Annotated in this window: 32 protein-coding genes, 1 tRNA gene and 3 pseudogenes; 28 read left to right on the top strand and 8 right to left on the bottom strand. The window is 40.6% G+C overall.

The window, feature by feature from the left end; genetic code table 11:
* Positions 1-19 precede the first annotated feature (19 nt).
* The 17 genes and pseudogenes from ABW51_RS04125 (at position 20) to ABW51_RS04050 (ending at position 13,543) form a co-directional block, all read left to right on the top strand.
* Positions 20-2,886, top strand: a pseudogene (locus ABW51_RS04125) (phage tail tape measure protein).
* 101 nt (positions 2,887-2,987) lie between these two features.
* Positions 2,988-3,545: a hypothetical protein gene (locus ABW51_RS04120; protein WP_053465688.1), complete on the top strand. Its 558-nt coding sequence runs from the start codon at positions 2,988-2,990 to the stop codon at positions 3,543-3,545.
* A gap of 8 nt (positions 3,546-3,553) precedes the next feature.
* Positions 3,554-3,985: a hypothetical protein gene (locus ABW51_RS04115; RefSeq protein ID WP_053465687.1), complete on the top strand. Its 432-nt coding sequence runs from the start codon at positions 3,554-3,556 to the stop codon at positions 3,983-3,985.
* Positions 3,986-4,089: 104 nt separating this feature from the next.
* A complete protein-coding gene (locus tag ABW51_RS04110) occupies positions 4,090-4,689 on the top strand; it encodes a phage baseplate assembly protein V (protein WP_053465686.1) in 600 nt (199 codons plus the stop codon).
* A 1-nt stretch (position 4,690) separates the two neighbouring features.
* Complete coding sequence (locus tag ABW51_RS04105; protein ID WP_048940880.1) at positions 4,691-5,029, top strand: GPW/gp25 family protein; 339 nt, start codon at positions 4,691-4,693, stop codon at positions 5,027-5,029.
* Complete coding sequence (locus tag ABW51_RS04100; protein WP_053465685.1) at positions 5,026-5,940, top strand: baseplate assembly protein; 915 nt, start codon at positions 5,026-5,028, stop codon at positions 5,938-5,940. The genes ABW51_RS04105 and ABW51_RS04100 overlap by 4 nt, the downstream gene beginning before the upstream one ends.
* Entirely contained in the window at positions 5,930-6,466 is a 537-nt protein-coding gene (locus ABW51_RS04095; RefSeq protein ID WP_053465684.1) for a phage tail protein I, read from the top strand. Before ABW51_RS04100 ends, ABW51_RS04095 begins: the two co-directional genes overlap by 11 nt.
* An 8-nt stretch (positions 6,467-6,474) precedes the next feature.
* The gene (locus tag ABW51_RS09770) at positions 6,475-8,490 is read left to right on the top strand and encodes a phage tail protein (RefSeq protein ID WP_231625704.1); all 2,016 of its coding nucleotides are present in this window, start codon (positions 6,475-6,477) and stop codon (positions 8,488-8,490) included.
* Complete coding sequence (locus tag ABW51_RS04085; protein ID WP_053465683.1) at positions 8,490-9,104, top strand: hypothetical protein; 615 nt, start codon at positions 8,490-8,492, stop codon at positions 9,102-9,104. Before ABW51_RS09770 ends, ABW51_RS04085 begins: the two co-directional genes overlap by 1 nt.
* On the top strand, positions 9,083-9,364 hold the full coding sequence (locus ABW51_RS04080) for a hypothetical protein (protein ID WP_053465682.1): 282 nt from the start codon (positions 9,083-9,085) through the stop codon (positions 9,362-9,364). Before ABW51_RS04085 ends, ABW51_RS04080 begins: the two co-directional genes overlap by 22 nt.
* Before the next feature lie 155 nt (positions 9,365-9,519).
* Complete coding sequence (locus ABW51_RS04075; RefSeq protein ID WP_053465681.1) at positions 9,520-10,704, top strand: phage tail sheath subtilisin-like domain-containing protein; 1,185 nt, start codon at positions 9,520-9,522, stop codon at positions 10,702-10,704.
* 3 nt (positions 10,705-10,707) lie between these two features.
* Positions 10,708-11,214 (top strand): annotated as a pseudogene (locus tag ABW51_RS04070) (phage major tail tube protein).
* Positions 11,215-11,299: 85 nt separating this feature from the next.
* Complete coding sequence (locus ABW51_RS04065; RefSeq protein ID WP_053465680.1) at positions 11,300-11,599, top strand: phage tail assembly protein; 300 nt, start codon at positions 11,300-11,302, stop codon at positions 11,597-11,599.
* Positions 11,599-11,745: a GpE family phage tail protein gene (locus ABW51_RS04060; protein ID WP_005633772.1), complete on the top strand. Its 147-nt coding sequence runs from the start codon at positions 11,599-11,601 to the stop codon at positions 11,743-11,745. The genes ABW51_RS04065 and ABW51_RS04060 overlap by 1 nt, the downstream gene beginning before the upstream one ends.
* Before the next feature lie 30 nt (positions 11,746-11,775).
* Positions 11,776-11,904 carry a hypothetical protein gene (locus ABW51_RS10470; protein WP_269432145.1) on the top strand — a complete coding sequence of 43 codons (129 nt, stop codon included), beginning with the start codon at positions 11,776-11,778 and terminating at the stop codon, positions 11,902-11,904.
* A gap of 8 nt (positions 11,905-11,912) precedes the next feature.
* A complete protein-coding gene (locus ABW51_RS04055) occupies positions 11,913-12,350 on the top strand; it encodes a phage tail protein (RefSeq protein WP_053465679.1) in 438 nt (145 codons plus the stop codon).
* Positions 12,350-13,543: pseudogene (locus ABW51_RS04050) on the top strand (phage late control D family protein). Before ABW51_RS04055 ends, ABW51_RS04050 begins: the two are co-directional and overlap by 1 nt.
* A 47-nt stretch (positions 13,544-13,590) precedes the next feature.
* Here the strand turns inward: ABW51_RS04050 and ABW51_RS04045 are convergent.
* From ABW51_RS04045 to ABW51_RS04015, 7 genes are all read right to left on the bottom strand, one after another.
* Positions 13,591-14,106 carry a hypothetical protein gene (locus ABW51_RS04045; protein WP_053465678.1) on the bottom strand — a complete coding sequence of 172 codons (516 nt, stop codon included), beginning with the start codon at positions 14,104-14,106 and terminating at the stop codon, positions 13,591-13,593.
* 188 nt (positions 14,107-14,294) lie between these two features.
* Entirely contained in the window at positions 14,295-14,498 is a 204-nt protein-coding gene (yidD, locus tag ABW51_RS04040) for a membrane protein insertion efficiency factor YidD (RefSeq protein ID WP_053465677.1), read from the bottom strand.
* Complete coding sequence (locus ABW51_RS04035) at positions 14,498-14,737, bottom strand: hypothetical protein (RefSeq protein ID WP_053465676.1); 240 nt, start codon at positions 14,735-14,737, stop codon at positions 14,498-14,500. Before ABW51_RS04035 ends, yidD begins: the two co-directional genes overlap by 1 nt.
* A 53-nt stretch (positions 14,738-14,790) precedes the next feature.
* Positions 14,791-15,030 carry an excalibur calcium-binding domain-containing protein gene (locus tag ABW51_RS04030; protein WP_053465675.1) on the bottom strand — a complete coding sequence of 80 codons (240 nt, stop codon included), beginning with the start codon at positions 15,028-15,030 and terminating at the stop codon, positions 14,791-14,793.
* Between the two features lie 49 nt (positions 15,031-15,079).
* Entirely contained in the window at positions 15,080-15,412 is a 333-nt protein-coding gene (locus tag ABW51_RS04025; RefSeq protein WP_005642272.1) for a zinc ribbon domain-containing protein, read from the bottom strand.
* A gap of 74 nt (positions 15,413-15,486) precedes the next feature.
* The gene (locus ABW51_RS04020) at positions 15,487-15,816 is read right to left on the bottom strand and encodes a hypothetical protein (RefSeq protein ID WP_156262547.1); all 330 of its coding nucleotides are present in this window, start codon (positions 15,814-15,816) and stop codon (positions 15,487-15,489) included.
* Between the two features lie 4 nt (positions 15,817-15,820).
* Positions 15,821-16,294, bottom strand: coding sequence for a helix-turn-helix domain-containing protein (locus tag ABW51_RS04015; protein ID WP_053465673.1), 474 nt, complete (start codon positions 16,292-16,294; stop codon positions 15,821-15,823).
* A 103-nt stretch (positions 16,295-16,397) separates the two neighbouring features.
* Here ABW51_RS04015 and ABW51_RS04010 point away from each other — a divergent pair, with 103 nt between their 5' ends.
* The 11 genes from ABW51_RS04010 to ABW51_RS03960 all read left to right on the top strand — a co-directional run bounded on the left by ABW51_RS04010 (position 16,398) and on the right by ABW51_RS03960 (position 23,184).
* Positions 16,398-16,586: a hypothetical protein gene (locus ABW51_RS04010; RefSeq protein ID WP_053465672.1), complete on the top strand. Its 189-nt coding sequence runs from the start codon at positions 16,398-16,400 to the stop codon at positions 16,584-16,586.
* Positions 16,587-17,042: 456 nt separating this feature from the next.
* The gene (locus tag ABW51_RS04005) at positions 17,043-17,327 is read left to right on the top strand and encodes a PaaD-like zinc ribbon domain-containing protein (protein WP_044233048.1); all 285 of its coding nucleotides are present in this window, start codon (positions 17,043-17,045) and stop codon (positions 17,325-17,327) included.
* 97 nt (positions 17,328-17,424) lie between these two features.
* Positions 17,425-17,688, top strand: coding sequence for a hypothetical protein (locus ABW51_RS04000; RefSeq protein WP_053465671.1), 264 nt, complete (start codon positions 17,425-17,427; stop codon positions 17,686-17,688).
* 17 nt (positions 17,689-17,705) lie between these two features.
* Positions 17,706-18,086: a hypothetical protein gene (locus ABW51_RS03995; protein ID WP_005689773.1), complete on the top strand. Its 381-nt coding sequence runs from the start codon at positions 17,706-17,708 to the stop codon at positions 18,084-18,086.
* 3 nt (positions 18,087-18,089) lie between these two features.
* Positions 18,090-18,332, top strand: a complete 243-nt coding sequence (locus tag ABW51_RS03990; protein WP_005668404.1) for a hypothetical protein — start codon at positions 18,090-18,092, stop codon at positions 18,330-18,332.
* Positions 18,333-18,457: 125 nt separating this feature from the next.
* Positions 18,458-18,766 (top strand): hypothetical protein, encoded by a 309-nt coding sequence (locus tag ABW51_RS03985; RefSeq protein ID WP_053465670.1) that lies wholly within the window; start codon positions 18,458-18,460, stop codon positions 18,764-18,766.
* 9 nt (positions 18,767-18,775) lie between these two features.
* Complete coding sequence (locus ABW51_RS03980) at positions 18,776-20,962, top strand: replication endonuclease (protein ID WP_053465669.1); 2,187 nt, start codon at positions 18,776-18,778, stop codon at positions 20,960-20,962.
* 17 nt (positions 20,963-20,979) lie between these two features.
* Positions 20,980-21,357, top strand: coding sequence for a hypothetical protein (locus ABW51_RS03975; protein WP_053465668.1), 378 nt, complete (start codon positions 20,980-20,982; stop codon positions 21,355-21,357).
* A gap of 11 nt (positions 21,358-21,368) precedes the next feature.
* A complete protein-coding gene (locus tag ABW51_RS03970; protein ID WP_053465667.1) occupies positions 21,369-21,890 on the top strand; it encodes a MazG-like family protein in 522 nt (173 codons plus the stop codon).
* Positions 21,887-22,219 (top strand): helix-turn-helix domain-containing protein, encoded by a 333-nt coding sequence (locus ABW51_RS10145; protein WP_053465666.1) that lies wholly within the window; start codon positions 21,887-21,889, stop codon positions 22,217-22,219. The genes ABW51_RS03970 and ABW51_RS10145 overlap by 4 nt, the downstream gene beginning before the upstream one ends.
* The gene (locus ABW51_RS03960; RefSeq protein WP_053465665.1) at positions 22,129-23,184 is read left to right on the top strand and encodes a tyrosine-type recombinase/integrase; all 1,056 of its coding nucleotides are present in this window, start codon (positions 22,129-22,131) and stop codon (positions 23,182-23,184) included. The genes ABW51_RS10145 and ABW51_RS03960 overlap by 91 nt, the downstream gene beginning before the upstream one ends.
* A gap of 18 nt (positions 23,185-23,202) precedes the next feature.
* On the opposite strand, the gene ABW51_RS03955 is transcribed toward ABW51_RS03960, so the two are convergent.
* Positions 23,203-23,278 (bottom strand) — tRNA-Trp (locus ABW51_RS03955).
* Between the last annotated feature and the right edge of the window lie 70 nt (positions 23,279-23,348).

Raw genomic sequence — 23,348 nt, 5'->3', positions numbered from 1 at the left:
CAAGAAAAAGTGGGTAAAAATGAAAAATTTAGAGCTTAAAGTAATTCTAGGTGCAGTTGATAAACTCACAGCCCCTTTAAAAGGTGTGCAAAAACAAATGGATAATTTGCAATCTAAAGTAAAAGGTGCGACCAATGAACTCAATAAACTAAAACAACAAAATAAAACCGCTGATTCATTTAAAAATTTGCAAAACTCACTGCAGCAAAATAATCAGAAATTAGTTGAAGCACGAGAAAAAGCAAAAAAATTAGCCGAACAACTACGCAATACTGCCGCACCGACAGCCGCACTTAAACGCCAAGTCACAGAAGCACATAAAGCAGCACATAAAGCAGCGCATAAAATGGCACAAGTGCAAGAAAATCAGCGTAAACAATTAAATAAACTCCGCCAAGAATTAAAACTTGGGGGCTTTAACACATCAAAATTTAAGGAAAGTCAGGAAAAACTTAAACAACAGCTTAGTCAATCCACGGCCGCCATTGAAAAACAAAATGCAGCCATGAAAAAACTGCAACAGCGACAAGCAAGAAACCTAGCTTATCGAAATAGCGTAGATAATTTAAAAACGAAAAGTGAGCAATTAAAGGGATTTGGGCAATCTGCCATGATCGCAGGAACAGCAGGCAATGCGCTCACTGGTATAATGCTTAAACCTGCATTAGATTTTGAACAAGATTTTTCTAAGGTGCAAGCTTTAACTGGGTTAAATAAAACTGATCCAAAGCAAGCGGAACAACTTGCACGGCTGCGCCAACAAGGGATTCATCTCGGTGCAACAACATCCTTTACATCAGGAGAAGTCGCACAAGGTCAAGGTTATTTGGCGATGGCGGGATTCAATGCAGACCAAATCGAAAAATCAATGCCTGCTATTTTAGCAATGACAAAAGCCGCAGGCATCGAAATGGGGCGAGTTTCAGATATTTCATCAGATATTTCTTCTGGCTTTAAAATCCCTGCCGATGAAATGGGGCGTGTAGCAGATGTGCTTACTGCAACATTTAGTGGATCCAACACAACCTTAGAAGGCTTAGGCGATACAATGAAATATTTAGGTCCAATTGCCACGGCAACAGGTCAAGACTTTGAAACCATGTCAGCAATGGTAGGGTTGTTAGGCAACGTAGGGATTAAAGGCACTCAAGCAGGGACATCATTACGTTCTGCCATGCTCAGACTTTCCGCTCCTCCTAAAGCGGCAGCAAAAGCATTGAAAAAATTAGGCGTATCCGCAAAAGATAGTCGTGGCAATATGCGTGCGCTTACCGACATTTTAGTTGATGTAGAAAAGAAAACTGCCAAAATGGGATCTGGCGACAAAATGGCTTATTACAAGGACATTTTCGGTACAGAAGCTGCGACAGCTATGGTTGAATTAGTTGGACAGGCAGGCATCCACGGCATTCAAGAAATGACGGAAAAATTAAAAAATTCCGCAGGTCGTGCAGAGCAAGTCGCGCAAGTTATGGCGGATAACTTAATGGGGGATATAAAAAATCTAGAGTCTGCGCGTGAATCCGTAGGCATTGCGATCTATGATACTATTTCAGATGATATTCGAACCGCAATACAGTCGGTAACCGAAATAGTGCGAAAAGTGAACGAATGGATAAAAGCGAATCCTGAACTTACTCGACAAATTGTTAAATGGAGTGTATTAATTGCAGGAGGTATTACAGCATTAGGTGCATTAAGTATGGCATTTAGTTTTCTGTTTTATCCTGTTGCACGCATTTTATTAGGTGTCGGGCGTTTTACAGGCATTAATCATTTATTAAGTCAATCATTAAAAAAAGTCTCTGTTGAAAGTTTAAAGGCAAATAAACATTTATTTTCTTATAAAACCACCCTCAATTCAGCTAAAACAGGAACTGTCATGTTTTATGGCGGATTGAAAAAAATGCCGAGTGTCTTTGTTAAACTCATTAAAAAGATGAGACACCTCTCATTTTGGCTAAATGGACTAAAAACAATACTTCGTATTGCTTTTGCACCTATTAGAATGCTCTTTATGGGATTAACGTCAATCATAGGTTTTCTCCTTTCTCCAATAGGTTTACTCGCTGCTACATTTGTCGCGGCAGGTGTGATGATTTATCGATATTGGGATAAAGTGCGGTCATTTTTCGGCGGTTTTTGGGAGGGCTTAAAATCAGGTCTCGCCCCCGTCCTTGAAAAATTCCAACCGCTTGGCACTGCATTTGGTGTGGTCGTTGGCTGGATTGAAAAAGCGGTAAAATGGTTTACTGATTTATTGTCTCCAGTACAAAGTACTAAAGAAGATTTAGAAGCTGCAGCCAGTGCAGGTAAAAAATTTGGCGAATGGATAGCAGCAGGTATTGATTTAGCTCTAAAACCTTTGGAGCTATTACAAAATGCTATTCAATGGGTAATAGATCATATGCCGAGTGTCAGTAGTATCGCTAATACACTTATACCCAAAAAACATGCAGAGCAACTCAGCGAAACAGCTAAGATGGCAGCAAATACAGGCTTTTCCAACGGCGGTTACACTGGCAATGGCGGCAAATATCAACCAATGGGCATTGTTCACGGTGGCGAATATGTGATGACCAAAGAAGCCACATCACGCCTTGGCGTCAATACACTCAACGCCCTTAATTACGGCAAACAAGCACTTATTGCGGGCGGTTTAGGTATCAGCGAACTGCCGCCCCTGTGCAAGTTGATACTCGTGCGCCCATTTCTGCTCGTCCAATGATTGCACAAACCAGCCAACCAATGAGCGTAAATATTACTGTCAATGCTGCACAAGGCATGGACGAACGAGCCATTGCACAGCAAGTGGCAAAAGAAATACAACGCATCGAAAACCAACGCCAAGCAAGAGCGCGGAGTTCCATGTGGGATAGAGCATAATAAAAGGGCGAAAGCCCTTTTTTAGTTGCACATTGCAGAAAATAGTTTTATATTTCTTTAAAAAATTGTAAACTTCGCAAACTTTTATTCTTTGGTGACTTATGACAAATCTATCATTAAATCCTATTTTTGAAAGTTTTGCGCCAATTTTTAAGCAATTAAAAGTCGCAGCGATGTCTGCGTTATTTATTGCGCCATTGGCAATGAATCATCCTGTTCATCACTCAACACACACAGTAAATATTTTCAGTGTTAAAGCGGATGAAAACAAATCGCTCAATCAACAAGATATAGAAAAGATTATTGATATGGTGAAAGCTGTTTCTGCTATCACTGACTTTGTTATTGCGTCAATTACGCCAGAATCATTAAGTTATATTGATTTAAATGATGTTCAAAGACTGGAAAATGAAATTAACAAATATGATGGTTTAGCTCACAATATTATAGCTAACAATAAATCTCCAGAATTATCAACAACACTACAATCATTCAGCAATAAAATGCATACACTTTGCAATATGATGAAATCAGAAAAATATAAACAACAATCAGATGAAGTGGTTTTATCACGCGTTTATCACAAATCTGAAGATGCAGGGTATACCTACAAATCGTCACATTCTTTTGATGATTTCAAAAAAGCAGTGATGATGTAGGATAACAAATGAAGATTGAGTTATCGAAACAATTCAAAGAAGGGCGTTTAAACACGCCCTTTTTTAAAGACATTCAAGCGATGTCAGATGAAGAATTGAAGCTCATCTTTGATTTTATGCAATCCATTGAACAAGGAAAACGATTAAGAGGTAAAAATAAACCATCTTGGATTGATGACAATCTCAATGACATTCCAAATACCGAAGTTTATCAAGAAAATAATATTTGGCATTATCATTGCGGGCCTTATGCTAATAGCACTAGCTATTGCCCAATGAGCGACCTAAAAATGAATTTGAACGGAGAAACATCTGGACCTGTAATTCATTACCAAAAAATATCAGATGAACATATTGTGATTATAGCGTTCTCACCACAACATGAGCCATTCCCTCGTGCATGGGATACTCCAAATCCAATCATTGATCGAACAGAATAAGCAAGTAGCCTGACTTGCTTTTTTGTTACCTACTATTCCACACTCGCCCCCACTCGCCACACCGCACAATATTGCCAACAATAAGGCATTTTCTTTAACTGTGAATGCCTATGTCTGCTGAATTACAACGAAAACTCGACAATATTATCCGCTTTGGGGTAATCGCTGAAGTGAATTACGCCACCGCACGTGCTCGTGTAAAGAGCGGTGATATTCTGACAGAGTTTTTACCATTCATCACACCTCGTGCGGGAACAACTAAAACATGGTCGCCGCCTACGGAGGGCGAACAATGTGTGATGTTATCGGTTAGCGGTGAATTTACTACTGCCTGCATATTAGTTGGGCTTTACACACAAAACAGCCCTAGCCATTCAGCCGATGAACACGTCATTGAATTTGCTGACGGAGCCAAAATCACTTACAACCAATCAAGTGGCGCATTGGTTGTCACAGGCATCAAAACCGCCAGTATTACTGCCGCTAATCAAATTGACATTGACTGCCCCACTATCAATATCAAAGGCAATGTGAATATTGACGGTTCTTTATCAACCACAGGCACAAGCACCACAAAAGGCAATATCAGCACACAAGGCAGTGTGACCGCAAGCGGTGATATTAAAGGTGGAGCGATTAGTTTACAAAACCATGTTCACGTTGAACAAGGCGATGGCCAACGAACCTCTAACGCAAAGGCATAGCATGAATCGATACACTGGCGAAACATTAAAAAACGAAAGCGACCACATTAAACAATCCATTGCCGATATTTTGCTAACGCCAGTTGGCTCGCGCATTCAGCGGCGTGAATATGGCAGTTTAATTCCAATGCTAATAGACCGACCAATTAGCCACACATTGTTATTACAACTCGCAGCTTGTGCCGTCACCGCAATTAATCGCTGGGAACCACGCGTACAGATCACACAATTTAAACCAGAGTTGGTTGAAGGTGGTATTGTGGCAAGCTATGTCGCACGCAGTCGTAAAGACAACCAAGAAATGCGAAACGAAAAACTATTTTTAGGACATAAACAATGAGCGAATTAGTCGATTTATCAAAACTAGATGCACCGAAAGTGCTAGAAGATTTAGATTTTGAAAGTTTGCTCGCAGACAGAAAAGCGGAATTTATCGCGCTTTTCCCACAAGATGAAAGAGCATTTTGGCAAGCACGATTAAGTTTAGAAAGTGAACCTATCACTAAATTATTACAAGAAGTGGTTTACTTACAGTTGATGGAAAGAAACCGCATCAATAACGCGGCAAAAGCCACAATGTTAGCCTATGCAAGCGGTTCAGATTTGGATGTGATTGCCGCCAATTACAATGTAAAAAGACAAGTCATTCAAGAGGCGAATAATAATGTTACGCCTAAAATCCCCGAAATTTTAGAAGATGACACCTCATTAAGATTGCGCACGCAATTAGCCTTTGAGGGGCTTTCTGTAGCGGGTCCTCGCTCTGCTTATATCTTCCACGCGCTCTCTGCACACCCTGATGTTGCAGATGTGTCGGTGGTTTCCCCTCAGCCCGCTAATGTTACCGTGACGATTTTAAGCCGTAATGGTCAAGGCGAGGCAGAGGAAAGTCTTTTAAATGTGGTTCGAGCAAAACTTAACGATGATGACATCCGCCCTATTGGCGACCGCGTTATTGTCCAAAGTGCGGTAATCCAATCCTACGAAATCCGAGCCAAATTACATCTTTATCGTGGTCCTGAATACGAACCCATCAAAGCCGCCGCATTAAAAAAATTGACGGCTTACACCAAAGAAAAACACCGTTTAGGGCGAGACATTAGCCTATCAGGTATTTATGCCGCATTACACTTAGAAGGTGTACAACGGGTAGAACTTATCTCTCCTACCGCCGATATTGTGCTACCAAGTTCAAAATCAGCCTACTGCACGGCAATTAATTTGGAGATCGTGACAAGTGATGATTACTAATCATTTACTGCCGATAGGCTCAACCCCATTAGAAAAACGTGCGGCAGAAATTCTAAAAAGTGCGGTAGAAAATCCCATTGTTATTGCAGATTTAATCAACCCTGAACGCTGCCCCACCGAATTACTGCCTTATTTAGCCTGGGCATTTTCGGTGGATAAATGGGATGAAAACTGGACAGAAGAAGTTAAACGCATTGCGATTAAACAATCTTATTTTGTACACAAACACAAAGGCACAATTGGTGCAGTAAAACGTGTGGTTAAGCCAATAGGCTATCTCATTGAACTGAAAGAATGGTTTCAAACCAACCCACAAGGCACACCAGGAACATTTAGCTTAACCGTAGAAGTTTCTGAAAGTGGCTTGAATGAACAAACCTATAACGAACTAGTGCGGCTTATTAATGATGTAAAACCCGTCTCAAGACATCTCAATCAGCTCGCTATCGCAATCTCACCAACAGGGGCACTCAGAACCTTTATTGGTCAACAATGCGGTGAAATCATCACTATATATCCACAATAGGAATATTTATGGCATCACAATATTTTGCAATATTAACCGACTACGGAACACATGCTATCGCTCACGCATTAAGCCAAGGGCAACCGTTGCAACTCGCCAAATTTGCTGTGGGTGATGGCAATGGACAGGCGGTCACACCAACGGCGAGCGCAACAGCTCTCGTACATCAAACGCACATTGCACCAGTCAGTGCCGTCTCTCTCGACCCTCGCAATAATAAACAGGTGATCGTTGAATTAACCATCCCTGAAAATGTCGGCGGTTTTTACATAAGAGAAATGGGCGTATTTGACTCACAAAATAAACTCATTGCCTACGCAAACTGCCCTGAAAGTTTTAAACCAACAGAAAGTAGTGGCAGTGGTAAAGTCCAAGTATTGCGGATGATCTTAAAAGTAGAATCCTCTAGTGCGGTAACATTATCCATTGATAACAGTGTGATTTTTGTCACCCGCCAACAAATGGCACCAAAAACCATTACTGCCACAACGCAAAATGGATTTGATGAAAGCGGACACACCCACGAAATAGCCAAGGCAAACACCACACAACAAGGGATAACCCAACTCTATTCGGGATATGAGTCGGAATCCGAAGATATGGCTGCCACCCCGAAATCGATTAAGTTACTAAAAGCATTTATTGATGCGCTTACACGCAATCTCTCTAATTACATCCCCAATAGCAAAAAATCCTCTGCCGTAAATAGCAATAGCGCAGACACCGTCGCAACCAGTGCCGCGGTTAAAGCCACTTATGACAAAGCAGTTGAAGCCGAAGATCTTGCTAATACAAAATGGACAGCAAAATCAGCAACAGAAACAGAGCCAGGTATTTTGCCAATATCGCATAAAACAGATGGAACAGATAAAAACAAATTTGCATCTGAATATGCGGTGGGCGAGGCTGCTAAAAAAGGCTTGCCTTTAGGTGCAGTAGTATCATTTCCACGCGCGGTGACCAATCCCGTCGGTTTTTTACGTGCTGACGGCTCGACCTTTAATCAACAAACCTTTCCTGATTTGTATCAGGTGTTAGGCAACAGCAACAAACTCCCTGATTTACCCCGTAGCGATGTAGGCATGACGGCTTATTTTGCCGTGGATAATATTCCCACTGGCTGGATTGCCTTTGATGAGATTGCCACACAAGTTACCGAGCAACGTTACCCTGAGTTATATCGTCACTTAGTCGGTAAATATGGCTCAATTGCTAGTGTGCCTAAAGTAGCAGATAGATTTTTGCGTAATGCGGGAAATGGGCTATTTGTAGGGCAAACGCAAGAGGATGAGTTAAAACGACATGTGCATAGAGTACCGATAGACTACGATTCTTGGTTTAATCACTCAAGTCAAGGACGGAATAATTCGTATTTTGATTATACAACATTTGCTCAGTCTTCAGATTTGTGGAGCACCCTTGGTTATGACAATGCAGATGGAGATAATGGCTTTGTGTTCCCAAAAGATACCTCTCAAATGGCAACAGGTGGCGATGAAACTCGCCCCAAATCATTAATCCTCAAATTATGCATCAAAGCCCTTAATAGTTTTGATGATGTGGTCTTTTGGATTAAATCCCACGGCGAGGTAACTAATGCTGGTGCACTTGATGCAGGGCGATTAGCACAAGAATTACAAGGCAAAGCAGACCGTAATCATACGCACACGGCTAGTCAGATTACTGATTTTAATCAGGCTACCTCTCAAATTATTAATGCTGTAATTACCTATCAAAAAATCGGTAACGTTGAAATTAGAAAATATCCTGATGGGACGATGATTCAAACAGGTTTAATTGTTTTTACTCGAGGCGGTACTACTGTGCATACAGATATCGTGCTGCCGATTGCATATGTAGATAAAGAGTATCGATGTTTTATTACAGAACGATACGAATCAAGGGCAAGCAGTAAGGGAGAATATAACTGGGTATTTATGCAATCCAAAACGAACACAACAGCGACAGTAACAAGCTGGTATTTAGGGGCTGCAGATTGGATGACTATTGGGAGATGGAAATAATGACAATCTATTACAAAAATGGCTTTTTTGATGACGCAGACGGCGGTTTTGTACCCGAAAGTGCGGTGGAAATTAGCCAAGATAAATATATTGAGCTACTTAATGGACAATCTCAAGGCAAGCAAATCATCGTAGATAAAACAGGCAATCCTGTATTAATTGACCCCCAACCCAGTGCGGCACACGAGTTAAATCTTGACACACTTACGTGGGAAATTTCAGCCGAAAAACAAACCGCACTTTTTGCACAACGAAAAGAAGGATTACTCAATAAGTTAGCGGACAAAGCCGACCAACTTAAAAATGGATTACTGGCGGGCTATCCACAGACGGAAATTGAAAGTTTTTACCGTCAAGAAAAAGAGGCTCTCGCGTGGCAAGCCGACCACAACACACCGACACCGATGCTTTCACAAATCGCCCAAAATCGTGGTGTGCCGCTCGAAATACTCATTGAAAAAGTGATTGAGAAATCTGCTCAGTTTGCTGTGGTGATTGGCATCATCATTGGGCAACGTCAGGCATTTGAAGACCGTTTGCTCGCTTTAAAAACACCCGAGGAATTAACCTCACTTGAACAGGAGATTGAGCAATGGCAATTAAACGCAAATTAACACGCTATGGCTATCACGTGATTATCGCCATAGACCAACTGTTTAACGCCCTCACAGGCGGCGCCGCAGATGAAACCCTCTCCAGTCGCACTTATTGGGGGGCAATATTAGCCGAGAACCCGAAAAAACGCTGGCGAGTGTTATATCGTTTCATCAACGGCATTTTCTTTGACCGCAATCACTGCAAAACAGCTTATGAAAGTGAGATTTCAGGCAAACAGCACGATGCACGATTTAATAAGTTATCAAAAATACAGTAATTGTTTTTCAAATTAAAACGGCGGGTAATCCTGCCGTTGTTTATTTTCTCCAATACACCGTGAACTTTGTTAGTTTAAATACCACAACGCCAGTCGCTACCACTGGCTTTTAAATCCTTACAAAATAGCCCTATCTCAACAACAGGGCTAAAATTATGACTGATGAATATCTCCATGGGGTCAAGGTAACGGAAATTTCCGAAGCCTTGCGAACACTCACCACATCATCCACTGCAGTTATCGGTTTAGTGGCAACCGCACCAGATGCAGATGCATCGGTTTTCCCACTCAACAAACCTACGCTTTTAACTGGCATCACGGCTGAAATGCAAGCCAAAGCAGGTAAACAAGGCACGCTATCTCGTGCGCTAGATGGCATTGCGGACATTGTGAATTGTAAAGTTGTCGTCATTCGCGTGGAAGAAAACGAAGATGAAAGCACCATGAAAGCCAATGTGATCGGAACCGTAGATAACGAAGGCAATTACACTGGCTTAAAAGCATTCCTCGTGTCTGCTGCAGTTTGTGGTGTCAAACCTCGTATTTTCTGTATCCCGAAATACGACAGCCAAGACGTAACCACTGAATTGTTAAGCGTAGCGAAAAAACTCAATGGCTTTGTGTATGCCTCTTGCGGCACAGCAAAAACCAAAGAAGAAGCAGTGACATACGGTCGCAATTTCTCACAACGTGAACTAATGCTGATTTTCGGTGATTTCTTATCATTTAACCCAAACACCAAACAAACCGAAGTGGACTATGCCGTTGTTCGCGCTGCCGCAATGCGTGCATATCAAGATAAAGAATACGGCTGGCATACCTCAATCTCAAACAAAGGTTTAACTGGCGTAACGGGTGTCACTAAGCCGCTTTCTTTCGATATTAACGACAGAGCAACCGACGTGAACTATCTCAACGAACAAGGCATTACTTGTTGTGTTAATCACAATGGCTTTAAGTTCTGGGGATTACGCACTCGTTCGGCAGATAAATTATTTATCTACGAAAACTACACTCGCACGGCACAAGTGTTGAAAGACACCATTGCACAATCCTTTGACTGGGCGATGGATAAAGACATTTCCGTGAATCTTGTAAAAGAAATCGTGGAAGCGATCAACGCTAAATGGCGCGAATACACCAACAAGGGCTATCTTGTGGGCGGTAAGGCTTACGTGAAGCGCGAGTTAAACACTGCTGCCACTTTAAAAGACGCCAAATTATTAATTGGTTATGATTATGCCGCTGTGCCACCGCTTGAACAGCTTGGCTTTGAACAACGCGTGAGCGATGAATATCTTGTGGAATTGGCGAACAACATTGCGAAAGTAGGAGCGTAAAAAATGGCATTACCTCGTAAACTCAAATTAATGAATTTTATGGCTGACGGTAATTCTTACCGTGGCCAAGTCACCGAAATCACCTAACCCAAATTAGCCATGAAACTGGAAGAATACCGTGCAGGCGGCATGTTTGGTCCAGTAAAAGTGAATTTAGGGGTAGAAGGCTTGGAAGCGCAATTCAAGATGGGCGGTTATATGACCGAACTTATCAAAGAATTTGGCGGAAAAATTGACGGCACAGCATTACGTTTTGCGGGTGCCTATCAACAAGACGACACCGAAGAAGTCACGGCAATCGAACTAGTCATGCGCGGTCGTTTCAGCGAAATTGACAACGGCACCAGTAAATCGGGCGATGACACCGAACAAAGCTACACTGTGCCATTAACCTACTACAAAATCATCGAAAACGGCAAAGACCTTGTGGAAATTGACCTAATCAATTCCGTTTTCATTGTCGGTGGCACTGATCGTTTAGCTGAGCATCGTTCTGCAATCGGCATTTAATTCACACACCTTGCCCCGAAAGGGGCTTTTATTAAATCCCCCTCCCCTCTTTACAAAAAAAGAGGGATTTTAAAGGAAACATAAAATGAAAACAGAAAACACCAAAATCATCACCTTAACCACCCCTATTACTCGTGGCGAAAACCAAATCACGGAAATCACCGTCAATAAACCGACTGTGCCCGCATTAAAAGGCTTAAAAATGTTTGAAGTGTTGCAAATGGATGTGGACGCATTACAAGTTTTACTTGCACGTGTCACCACGCCTGTTTTACACAAATCCGACTTTGTTACCATGGAAGTGGCGGACTTCACCGAGCTTGCTGCGGCGGCTGTCGGTTTTTTAGGGAAGAACTCGGAAGTGGAAACCGAAGCGACCGAGTAATGATTGCCGCAACAGTGGAAGATGCTATGGCAGATATTGCCATCATCTTCCACTGGCAACCACAAGCCTTTGAGCAAATGACATTTTCCGAATTAATGCAATGGCGAGAAAAAGCACGAGAGCGAAATGAAACAGAAACTGATTGATTATTTATTAAATATGCCACGGCATATTATATGGCGTGGAATCTTTATTCTTTCCATTGCCTTTTGGTTGCTTGTGATTTTCGGCATTGCATTTCTCTTTCGCTAATTCATCAAGTGCGGTCAGAAATCATGGGATTTTTTGACCGCACTTTTCTTTAGGATTATTTATGTTCCAAAACTTCGCACTTGCCACATTGGGTATGTTTGTTTTTACTCGGCAAACCGTGCCTTTTCAAAGTTTAGACCGCACATCAAATTGGCGACATCCAACAAATTCTGTTGTTGGTAAAATGCCCAAAGCACAGTTCACAGGAAAAGAAAGCGAAACTGTCACGATTAGTGGCAGATTAATCCCCGAAATTACTGGCGGCAGATTTTCCATTAAAGCCCTGGAATTAATGGCAGACAGTGGCGGTGCATTTCCGCTTATTGATGGAGCAACCTTTGAAATTATCGGTTTTTTTGTGATTGAAAGCATGCAAGAAACCCGAACAGAGTTTTTTGACGATGGTGCACCTCGTGCGATTGATTTCAGCATGAGCCTAAAACGCACCGATGACCCCATGTTAATCGCCATTGCAGAGAGTTTAATGAGTAGCCTTTAATGTTTGATTTAAATCTTAACGACAATCACCGCACGCCCGCTTTTAAAGTGCAGATCACCACGAAAGACAAAAAACAGCAAGACATCACACAAGTAATTTCGAGCCGTTTAATTAGTTTATCTTTAACGGATAATCGTGGCTTAGAGGCGGATACACTCGATTTAGAATTATCCGACCATGACGGCAAACTCGCCTTACCGCCACGCAATGCCACAATCAGCCTTGCACTTGGTTGGAAAGGCAAGCCACTGATTGACAAAGGGCAATATTCCGTCGATGAAGTGCAATTTTCAGGCGGTGCAGGGTCGGCAGACCGATTAACCATCAGAGCAAGAGCGGCAGATTTAAAAGGCTCATTTTCCGAACAAAAAGAGCGGTCATTTGATAAAAAAACATTGGGCGAAATTATTGACACTATCGCCAAAGAAAACCAACTCAAAAGCCAGTGCGAGAAAAAACTGGCAAATACGTTTATCGCACACATTGACCAAACCAACGAAAGCGACATTAATCTATTAAGCCGACTAGCAGAAGAACACGGGGCAATGTGCACCGTTAAAAATGGCACGCTATTATTTATGCCGCTAGGACAAGGCAAAACCGCCACAGGCAAGCCGATTCCACGACGTAAAATCACTCGCAAAAGTGGCGACAACTACAATTTCTCTATCGCAGAAAGTGAAAACTACAAAGCCGTGCGGGCGTATTGGCATGATACGGACACGGGCAAGTGTGGCGAAATCACGGTGGATGAAAACACCAAGATAGTGAAAAAACAGCGTATGACGAAAGGCAGAACGCTGAAAAATGGCACCGTGAAAGGCAGACGATTAAGCAAACGCAAATACAACACTATTGAGTAACAAGAGCCAATCACCAGTGATAATGCGCAAATAAAATCACTCCGCCACACTTATGCAAGCGAAAGAACCGCCATCAACGCCGCCAAATCTGCCTTTGACAAACTCAAACGAGGCGTGGCAACATTTAGCCTAAATCTTGCCTTTGGCGAACCTGATTTAATCCCCGAAACACCCATTGAGCTTTCAGGCTTTAAAGCAGAAATTGACGCAACCAACTGGCTAATCACCAAAGTGACACACAATCTTTCAGACAGCGGACTCACGAGCCAAATTGAATGCGAATTGAAAGTGGAAGATGATGAGGTGGACGTGAAGAAAGTGAAAAAATAAAGCGGTCTATTGACCGCTTTCATATCTGATTTTAAAGTTTCTATTTTTTATTGTTTCTTTTCTTTATTTCTTTTATCTTCATATTCTTGAATTTCTTTTATCTTAGATTTCATACAATAATAATCAATAAAATAAAAAACAAAAGGGAGCAAAAGCGACAATGCTGTATCTTTATCCAAAAGTGGTAATACTTTATATTTATCTAAAAGCGACAATACTATATCTTTATCCAAAAACGACAATACTATATCTTTATCCAAAAACGACAATACTGTATCTTTATCTAAATAGAATAATTGATGTATATCTTTATGATTTTCACCATAAATATAATAAATCAACCAAGAAAAAGACACCAGAAAAGCAAAACAAAAAAGTGATGTTATAATCTTCTTGGACAATGTTTTATTTATGTCTACAACAAATAACATAAAACAAATGTAAAGGGAAAACCAAGAATAAAAATATTCTGCACAGAAAAGAATACTTTCAATAGCTATGATACCAACAATAAAAAATAAAATTCTTTTATATACTGATATAAATTCTAAAAATTTCTGCATTTAACGCTCCACTTTTTAATTAAAAAATGTTATATGACGTAATTGCATCATATAACCCCATTCTTAATGATAAAAATTTCTATGTGAGAAAACAAGGGAAAGTGCGGTTAGAATTAAGAGAAGTTTTTTCATTTTCTTAGGTTATCCAAATTTTATAGTGATACTGAAAAACGAACAGTGGATACACGTTAAGGGTAATCCTCACCACCATTCGGATATTTGCACCGCTTTAGTCGATTGATTGCCATCTGCCAGCCACGAAGAAAACCATATTTCCGCAAGGCTAAAATCGCATAGTTTGAACAGCTCAGTTCAAACCGACAGGCATCACGAATTTTTTGCGGTGCAAGATATTGATAAAGCAAGATAAGTTGAATGCTAAGCCAAGCCATCAATCATTTTTTTCACGTCTAAAAGTGATAACTTTATGAACTTTAGATGTTGTTTTCCCACCTGAAAAGCACCCTGCTGCTTCTTCAGTAGAAAAATCATCTATTCTGAAAAACTCCCAGCCTAATCTAGCCTGTTCATTCACCAGTTCTTGTAAATAGTCTGCTGCGGCAGTTTGAATGTTCTTTCTTTGCGCAATAATATGTGGCGCAGCTTGAATCATTTTATATTCGTATAACATAATAAATTTTCCTTAGGTTTGTTTTATTAAAATAAATCACCACTTCTTCATCTTCATTGACAAATACTCTCACAAGGCACGCCATCGTGGTCACGATCAAGCTTTTTCATACCACATTGCTTAAGATGAAACATTGCATCATCGCAACTTTCCATATCTCCACATACTCGCTTTCCATCATTACAACTAAATTGCTGTTCTGATTCAGAATTTGATTTTTTGTGCGCCTTAGCAAACACTGCAGGTGATACGGCAAGGGAAAGTGCGGTTAAAATTAAGAAAAGTTTTTTCATAGAATATTTCCTATAAAAAAGCCCGTTATAAAACAGGCATACAATAGAATTAAGATTTTGGACGAGTGAATAAAACAAATAAGCCGAGAATAATATCACCGATGACCCACAAGCCAAGAATCATGCTTAACCCCAAGCCAGTGCCGATTGCCGCACCCGCTTTTTCTGCATCGGTCGCTGCGCTATTTATCACTTCTGCGCCCCCGCCCAAACCAGTGAAAAGGCTATACACCATGAACAAGTTGAACAGAATAAACAACCATTTAAAAACCTTGCCCATAAAGGTGCGTTTAGGTTTTCTTAGTTGTTTACCACAAGACGGACATTTGAAAGCTTGATCACTTACTTGATTGTTGCATTCAGGACAGTTAATTAATGCCATAATATTTCCTTATGTTGTTGTTAATAAAGCTCTTTTATTTTATGGAGGAGGTTCACCACCGCTTCATCGTCAAACTAAACACCACGTGACCTAATCCACGATAGCAGCCGTTTTACCCAGCTTAGCCGTTGTTGTTCAGCCAGTAAATCACGCAAGTGGCAGGCAAATTCGTGCATTGCTTGCAACTCGGTTTCTTTCATTTCTTTAAAATAGTGTGACCCATAACATTTATCGGCATGTGTATTGATCACAAATTCAAGGTGCGCAGAACAATTACGCACAGCAAGAATTTCAGCTACTAATCTGGTGCGCGGAAAAGGGGCACCTTCTTTATGATAGATATTCGTGATGTTCACATCTCGCCCAGCAACCGTATTGTTATCGCCGACAATATGGTTTGACATGGCTTTATCTTTTAACATCTCGCCCTGCGACAATATTATTGTGTCCTATGATGGTATTATCTTTAGTATGAATGCTGTCATTGCCTTCATTTAAATCAAATACCTGAACACGTGGTTGCTCCATTGCACTTTTACCGCTAAAAAAAAATGTATCAATTCCCATCTGTTCTAACTTCATTAAGACAGATCTTTTCTCATCCCCATTCAGATTTCTGAACTTTTTTAATAATGCCCTTTCCTCATAATTTTCTGCAACAACGGACTTTTGGTTAGTTAACAAATAAAAAATATCAACCCCCAAATACCATAGTTTTATTAAAGTATCTGCATCAGGAGAACGTTTACCTAATTCATAATTAGAATAAGTGTTATATGCAATTTCAGCTTTTTCAGCCAATACTTTTTGACTAAATCCTAATCTGGAACGTTCCTCTTTTAAACGTTCGCCGTAAGAAATACTCCAAATATCTCCAAACATAAATAATTTCCTTTACAATACCTACAAATGTGGGTATTATTATTTCTAAAATATAAAGATCAATGATTGTTACTGATGATAACCAATTTAAGGAGCGTTGTATATGAGTGAAATTAAAGAAAATGCCACTGAGAAGCGGATGAGAAAAAAATTAGTACAGGTGCAAGTAGGGCTTTCCGACGATATTCGCACCGTCTTGCAGGAAAAATGTGCCGAATTGGGACAAACCGAAGCCGCATTAGTGCGGATGTTGGTGATGAAAGGACTACGCGAAATGGGCGCGATTAGTTAATCACGGCGCAGTGAAAGCCGAAGACCTGCTCCCGGATGTGGATTGGGAAACAATTTACGAAAGTCTGAAACAGGTGTTTGAAGGGAATTAAAGACTTTTAAACCAACGAACGAAACGAATGATTTCTTGTTTTATGCAGTGGCGTTCTTTGTAAGTGAATAAACCCATTAACAACGCATTTAAAAAACACAGTTGGCGTGGGTTAAAGGTGTAATCAAGCAGGGTAAGAGTGGGATTGTTACTTAATAAGATGAAATTAAGCCAAACAATTCCAGCAACAATAGACCAGTTAAGGATAAATATGAGAAATCGTAAAAATCGAGTCAGCATGGCATACCTCGTGGCGTTATTTTCAATGGTGTCGTTCTTTATAGTGTTGATTATCTTTTAATTTTAATAACCGTGCAATCCATATTGGGGAATGTGGAGAGTATAGGACAGAAGAAGGTGTGTGATATGGCTGTTGAAGTGTTATGTCCAAAGTGTAAAAAAAGTACCAGTACGAGAACATCAACTCAAATTACGCCGACATTAAAGAAAGCGATTGTGTATTGCCCAAACTGTTTGAATATGCTTGGCAAGATAACCATTAATTTTGATGAAGTTTATGATTTACATAAATCTCTCAATTTGGAATCGCTCACTTGGTCGGATTTTCCTAATGAAAGCAAAAAGAAAAATGCTGACGAAAGGCAAATTGATATTTTTGCAGATTGGAATGACTGGCCTGGGAACAAATAACCCTATCTATTTTTAATCCAAACAATTTTTAACCACCGTCGTTTGAAGAAATTCATTCGACAGGATTTTTGCAACCAAAATTTAGGAGTTTGAGCAAATGACAAGCAAAAAATATGTGTACAGCAAAGAAAAAAACACGCCGCGTAGCCGTGTGAATGTGTGGCAGTTAAACAAAACCGTACAAGCACAGGCTCACAACATTCAACTGTTACAACGGGCTATTTCGCACCAAGCAAACGTGAATGTACAACAAGTATTGCTGAATGAATCACTGAGTGATCGCATTGCGTTACTTGAAGAAGAACAGTGGGCTCGTGAACAAAGCATTTTCCAACGCTTTGCACGGTGGTTCCGTAAATAAATGAATGGGGGTGAGTGATGGCCTTAATGCCTTATTGCTTTGACGATGAAACGGAATCTGCCGCTGAAAAATGGTGCCGTGTTAATCAAGTAAAGGTGCCTGAAATCCGAAGTTTTGATGATGTGCTGCACTCGTTAAGCAAAAGCCAATTCCGTGTAGAACGAGAGTTTGACGGTTTACAACAAGGCTTTCGAGAAATGCTGTTGGAATTAGCCGATTTAGATTTTTCAGATTTACGTGCAGGGCATTTAACAGGCACTAAGCTCCATCACTACACAGAACAAGGACAACGCAAAATAGCCCGCGCACTACGTAAAGTGCGGTTACTTTCGGGAATGTTTTCACAAGGCGTAACAGAGCGGGAATTTACTCAAATTGATAAGACGATGGGGGAATAACAAATGGCAGCAATAATTTTAAGCCGTGGTGCTTTGTCTTTTTGTGCAAAAGATGTTTATCACAAGCTAGATAATGCGCAAGAACAATTGTTTGCTTATTTCTACCACTTAGATAAGGGCGATGAACAATCAGCGAATACGGCATTTAGTGAATATATCCGTTTGGGCGATATTGCAATTCAAGCGAAACGAGAATTAATGAAAAAACACGCCGAATGGGCGGACTGGAGAGAAAAAAGAAAATGACAAGTTGTTTAGTGATGTTTTTCGTGGTGGTGTTTGCTGCTCTTGGCGTGGCTATGACGGTAATGGGATTAATTGAGTTTATTACGAACGTGCTAGATAGCCGTTGGTAAAGGAGAAGAAGAATAATGGAAAACAATATTTATATCACCCTAGATTGTGGCGCAACGCTAGAAATTTTACCCATCGGCACTCGTTTTCAAGTGGTTGAAGTGATTGGCGATCAAGATAGTTGGTATGGCAAACAAAAAACAAGAACGGTGGGCAATTTACACAACACAATTTGGGGTGCAATCGAAGAAGTACGCCGTTATGACTTAGCTCAATATGAAATGTTGAGCTTGGAAGAATTACTCAGTGCAGTGAGTTCGACCAACAACAAAATCAAAGAATATTTTGAATATCACAGTGAATATTTAGCCAATACGGCAATGTAAGGATTCTTGATGATGAACTGGGAACTTGAGTGTAATGCCAATCTTGCCAAACGTGAGCAAGCGATGGCAGATGCACGTGCAGTGATGATGCAAAGTGCGGTGAATTTTGACCGCACTTTCGATACTGCTCAAGCAACATCGGCGCAAATGGAATTATTTTCTGTTGCGCCGCACCAGTTCGATTATGTTGAAAAACTGCTTTCTGCGCTCCCTCGCAAACGCCAACGTGAGCATTTTCGCCATGTGTGGTTGCGTGCGTTCAACGGCTTGAAAGATGATGGCTCTATTGGGTTTAAATTCGGCAATAAACAGGCGGCGTATGCGAATACCTATTTGCGTGAAATCCTCACCAATCGCCTGAAAGCCGTTTTTCAACATTATCACATTAGCCTTGATTGGTTGATTGACCGTGATACGCATTCACAAGTGGTCGCACTTTCCAAAGGCAAAAAGGCGGCTAACTTTCCGTTTTATTTGTTAAGTGAATATCAGCTAAAAGAAATGGCAGACAAATTATCCATGTTGTTTACGAAATTACAGTCCGATTTTGTCACCGAACAAGCCAAGCGGAAAGAACGTGGGGAAATATCTCTTGATGATTTCACCGCACTTTCTCGTGACCTTTATCGCTTAGTGGGCGAAGTGTGTGCGGATATTGGTTTTCCGTTAAAACACTGGTTCGCTTATCAAGATAACCGTTTCTTAGATGTGAATGACATTGAGGTTGATCTGAATAAATCAGTTTGCACAAAACATTGGAAACGCCAACTTACTACGGCACAAAAACGATTGAAAGAACATGTAGAGATTGGCTGTGGTGCAGTATCGGCAAAAGTGAGTCCTTATGTCTCTCAAACCGCATTTAATGATTACCGTGCGCAACGTGCAGATAACCTCGAATATCTGCAACAAATGGTGTTGGAAAATCTAGACGATAGCACCGAACAAATGCCGTTGATTGAAATGTGGAAAAAATCGGTAGCAAATCCTGCTATCCGTTTTCAGGAAACCATGAACCGCTTGCGTGGTATTGATGAATGGGCGATAGAAAATTCATTTGTGTCACTCTTTCTTACGCTGACTGCCCCATCCTCTTTTCACGCAACGCATGAAACAGGCAAAAACAATAAAAAATGGCAAGGTGCAAGCCCTCGTGATACGCAACGTTACTTAAATAAAGTGTGGGCACAGTTGCGCGCACAGTTTGCCAAACGTGGAATCGGTTTTTTCGGCTTTCGTGGCGTTGAACCACATCACGATGGCACACCGCATTGGCACTTGCTGATGTATGTACAACCTGAACATAAAGATGACGTTATTCATTTATTCCGCAAGAAAGCGTTGGAATTAGATGGCGATGAATTTGGGGCGAAAAAATACCATTTCAAAGTAGAAGAAATTGACCCAACCAAAGGTTCTGCCATTGGCTATGTAGCGAAATACATCGCCAAGAATATCTATGCAGGTAAGCAAGGCAAAGAAATGTCCGATGAAGTAGAAAATCTGACATTACTTGAAAACGTGCAACGTGTCAGTGCGTGGGCAAATCTTTGGGGCATTCGTCAATTCCAGTTTTACGGTACACCGTCAATTTCGACGTGGCGTGAACTTCGCAAAATTGATGATGCCATGGCAGCAACTGCGGACGATGAAGTATTGGATATTGGTCGTACCGTGGCTGATGTGAGTTGCTTTGGTAGTTATTTAAAAGTGCAAGGTGGCGCAATGACAAAACGTTGCGACCAACCAATTTGTATTGAGTATGAGGAATGCGAACCGAATAAATACGGGGAGATTCGTAAGAAAATTGTGGGGGTAAAAAACAGATTCACAGAAAAGAAAATCATCACCAAGTTAAAAAACTGGGTGATTAAATCAGCGAAAAGTGCGTTGGGTTCCACCGCACTTAATTCGGAGTCCACCGAAACAAACAAGGCGCATCGCGCCGCTTGGACTTGTGTCAATAACTGTAACCGTTCAAAAATTGAACAGCAAGCAAGTATATTGATGTTGCCTATTGGTTCGCCATTAAAACCGTCACAAATTGACCTTTTAATGCGCCATGGACGGTTACGGCTTAATGACTATCGGTGGATTTGTTGTGAAAACGATGAAGTTTTCATTAAAGAAGAAAAAATTCCGTTGGCTCAAGCCTTTGGTTGGGGCGAGAGCTTGGGGGATTTTAGGAATCATTAATTAAATGTAGGTGAACTATGAGTAAATTTTTAAAATTAAATTTCGTGAAAGAAAATTTTATTATGGGAAAAAATAGCAAAACATCAAAACTTGAGCATGTAAGCGATGGTTATGAGCATTTAGAAATGTATCTTAATGCTGATCTAATTTCCTATTTTATAGAATGCGAGGATATTCCTTGCGATGGTTCTAGCCGTTCTGATGATGATTTTTCAGAAATCCTGGAAACAGGAACAATCCTGTGGCTTTTAGAGGATGGAATAAAAGCAGTTGATGAAATTTGTGAGCGTTTTTACGAAAGCAATATAACAAGTGATTATTCAACAAGTAAAGGCGCAAACTTTGTTTTGGTTGCAAATACGGTTGAAGATATTTTGGCGCAGTTGAAAAATTAGAGGAAATAAAAATGGCAGACTTACAACAGCTTATAAAAAACATCGAACAATGGGCAGAAGATCGCAATTTGATTGAGGGTTCTACACCGAAGAAACAATTCATTAAATTAATGGAAGAATTTGGTGAGCTATGCAGTGGCGTAGCAAAAAATAAACCAGATGTAATTAAGGATAGCATTGGGGATTGTTTTGTGGTGATGGTGATTTTGGCTAAGCAAAATCATATTGATAGCGTTTTAGAAACAATTAGTAATCTAGATTCATTTCAACCTGTTTTTAAATTAGACGTTGAAGAAATTATCGCGGAAACAGTCGTTAGCCTTGGTATGCTCGCAAGTGAATTAATGGGTCAAAACCTAGAAATGCCGACAAAAGTTGATGCTATATTCGGGTGTCCTTGCGTATCACTTAAATTAATTAGCAGAAAATATAATTTAATGCTAACAGATTGTGTGCAAGCAGCTTGGGATGAAATCAAAGACCGCAAAGGGCGTATGATTGATGGTGTGTTTGTGAAAGAGGGGGATTTGTGATTACAGAAGAAAACACAACAAAATCCGAGCGCACTTTAACAATCAAGGAGGTTGCCAACCTCCTTAATTTAAGTTACAGCACCGTTTTTGCACATCGTTTTAAATGGGGCTTTTTCCAGATGGAAGGTTCGAAAGCTTGGCGAGTTTTTAGGGAAGATCTTGACCGTTGTAGAAAAAGAAAAAATAATGTCATCCGATTGGTTGGATTGACTGATATAAAAAATGGAGGAAAGAATAAATGTCAATCTACAAGAGAGGAAGTACATATTGGCTCGATATTACAACACCGAGTGGCGAACGAATTAGACGAAGCGCTGGGACTGAAGTAAAGAAAAAGGCTCAAGAATTACACGATAAGATCAAGGCAGAATTATGGGATATGGCGCACCTTAACAAGAAACCGCCTAAACTCTTTGAAGAAGCATTGTTATTATTTGTGGAAGACGCCAAGCTGAAAAAGGATTTTGATACTAACCGCAGACACGCCATTTATTGGCGTTCTGTTTTTGGCGGTTGGAAATTGAGTGATATTACAGGCGAAGATATTATGACTAATTTGCCGACATACTCAACCACTCATAAAAAACCATTGTCGCCATCGACAAAAAACCGCTATCGCACGTCCATTTTACGAGTGCTTTCACTGGCTTATAAAAATGGTTGGATTGATAGAATCCCTTATGTGAAAAAATTCGTTGAGCCAAAAGTCCGTGTTCGTTGGATTACAAAAGAGCAAGCAACAACACTGATTTCAAATTTAAATTTGGCGTGGATGAAAAATGTTTGTTCTTTTGCTTTATTCACTGGCGCGCGTATGACAGAGATTTTATCAATGACATGGGATAAGGTGGATTTTGAACGTAGTATCGCAATTGTTTCAAATGATGTAGCAAAATCAGGTAAAGCAAGAGCATTACCGTTGAATAACACTGCTTTGGATTTATTGCAAAAATTATACCAAACTCGCCGCAGTGAATTTGTTTTTCATCGTGGTACTGATAAACAAATTGGGCGTATTGATTGGCATGATTTCCATCAAGCATTAGAAAAAAGCAATATTCATAATTTCCGCTTTCACGATTTACGCCATACATGGGCAAGTTGGCACGTTCAGGCAGGCACGCCGCTTTATACGTTAAAAGAGATGGGTGGTTGGGAAACATTAGAAATGGTAAAGAAATATGCGCATTTAAATGCAGATCACATGATAGAGTTTGCGAACAATGTCACATTTACGCCACATGAAGACAATGATTTCTTACAAGAAAATTTTTACAATGTAGTAAATTATTGAAAATGAAATGCTTTTTAATGGCAGGGGCGGAGAGGCTCGAACTCCCAACACCCGGTTTTGGAGACCGGTGCTCTACCAATTGAACTACGCCCCTATTGGTATGAATAAATTGGCGGAATGGACGGGACTCGAACCCGCGACCCCCTGCGTGACAGGCAGGTATT

Origin of the sequence: Haemophilus sp. C1 (genome assembly GCF_001276515.1) — a bacterium.
In the GTDB taxonomy this organism is placed as follows: Bacteria; Pseudomonadota; Gammaproteobacteria; order Enterobacterales; family Pasteurellaceae; genus Haemophilus.
Note: the sequence above shows the minus strand (reverse complement) of the source record. Positions and strands in the feature narration are given on the sequence as shown.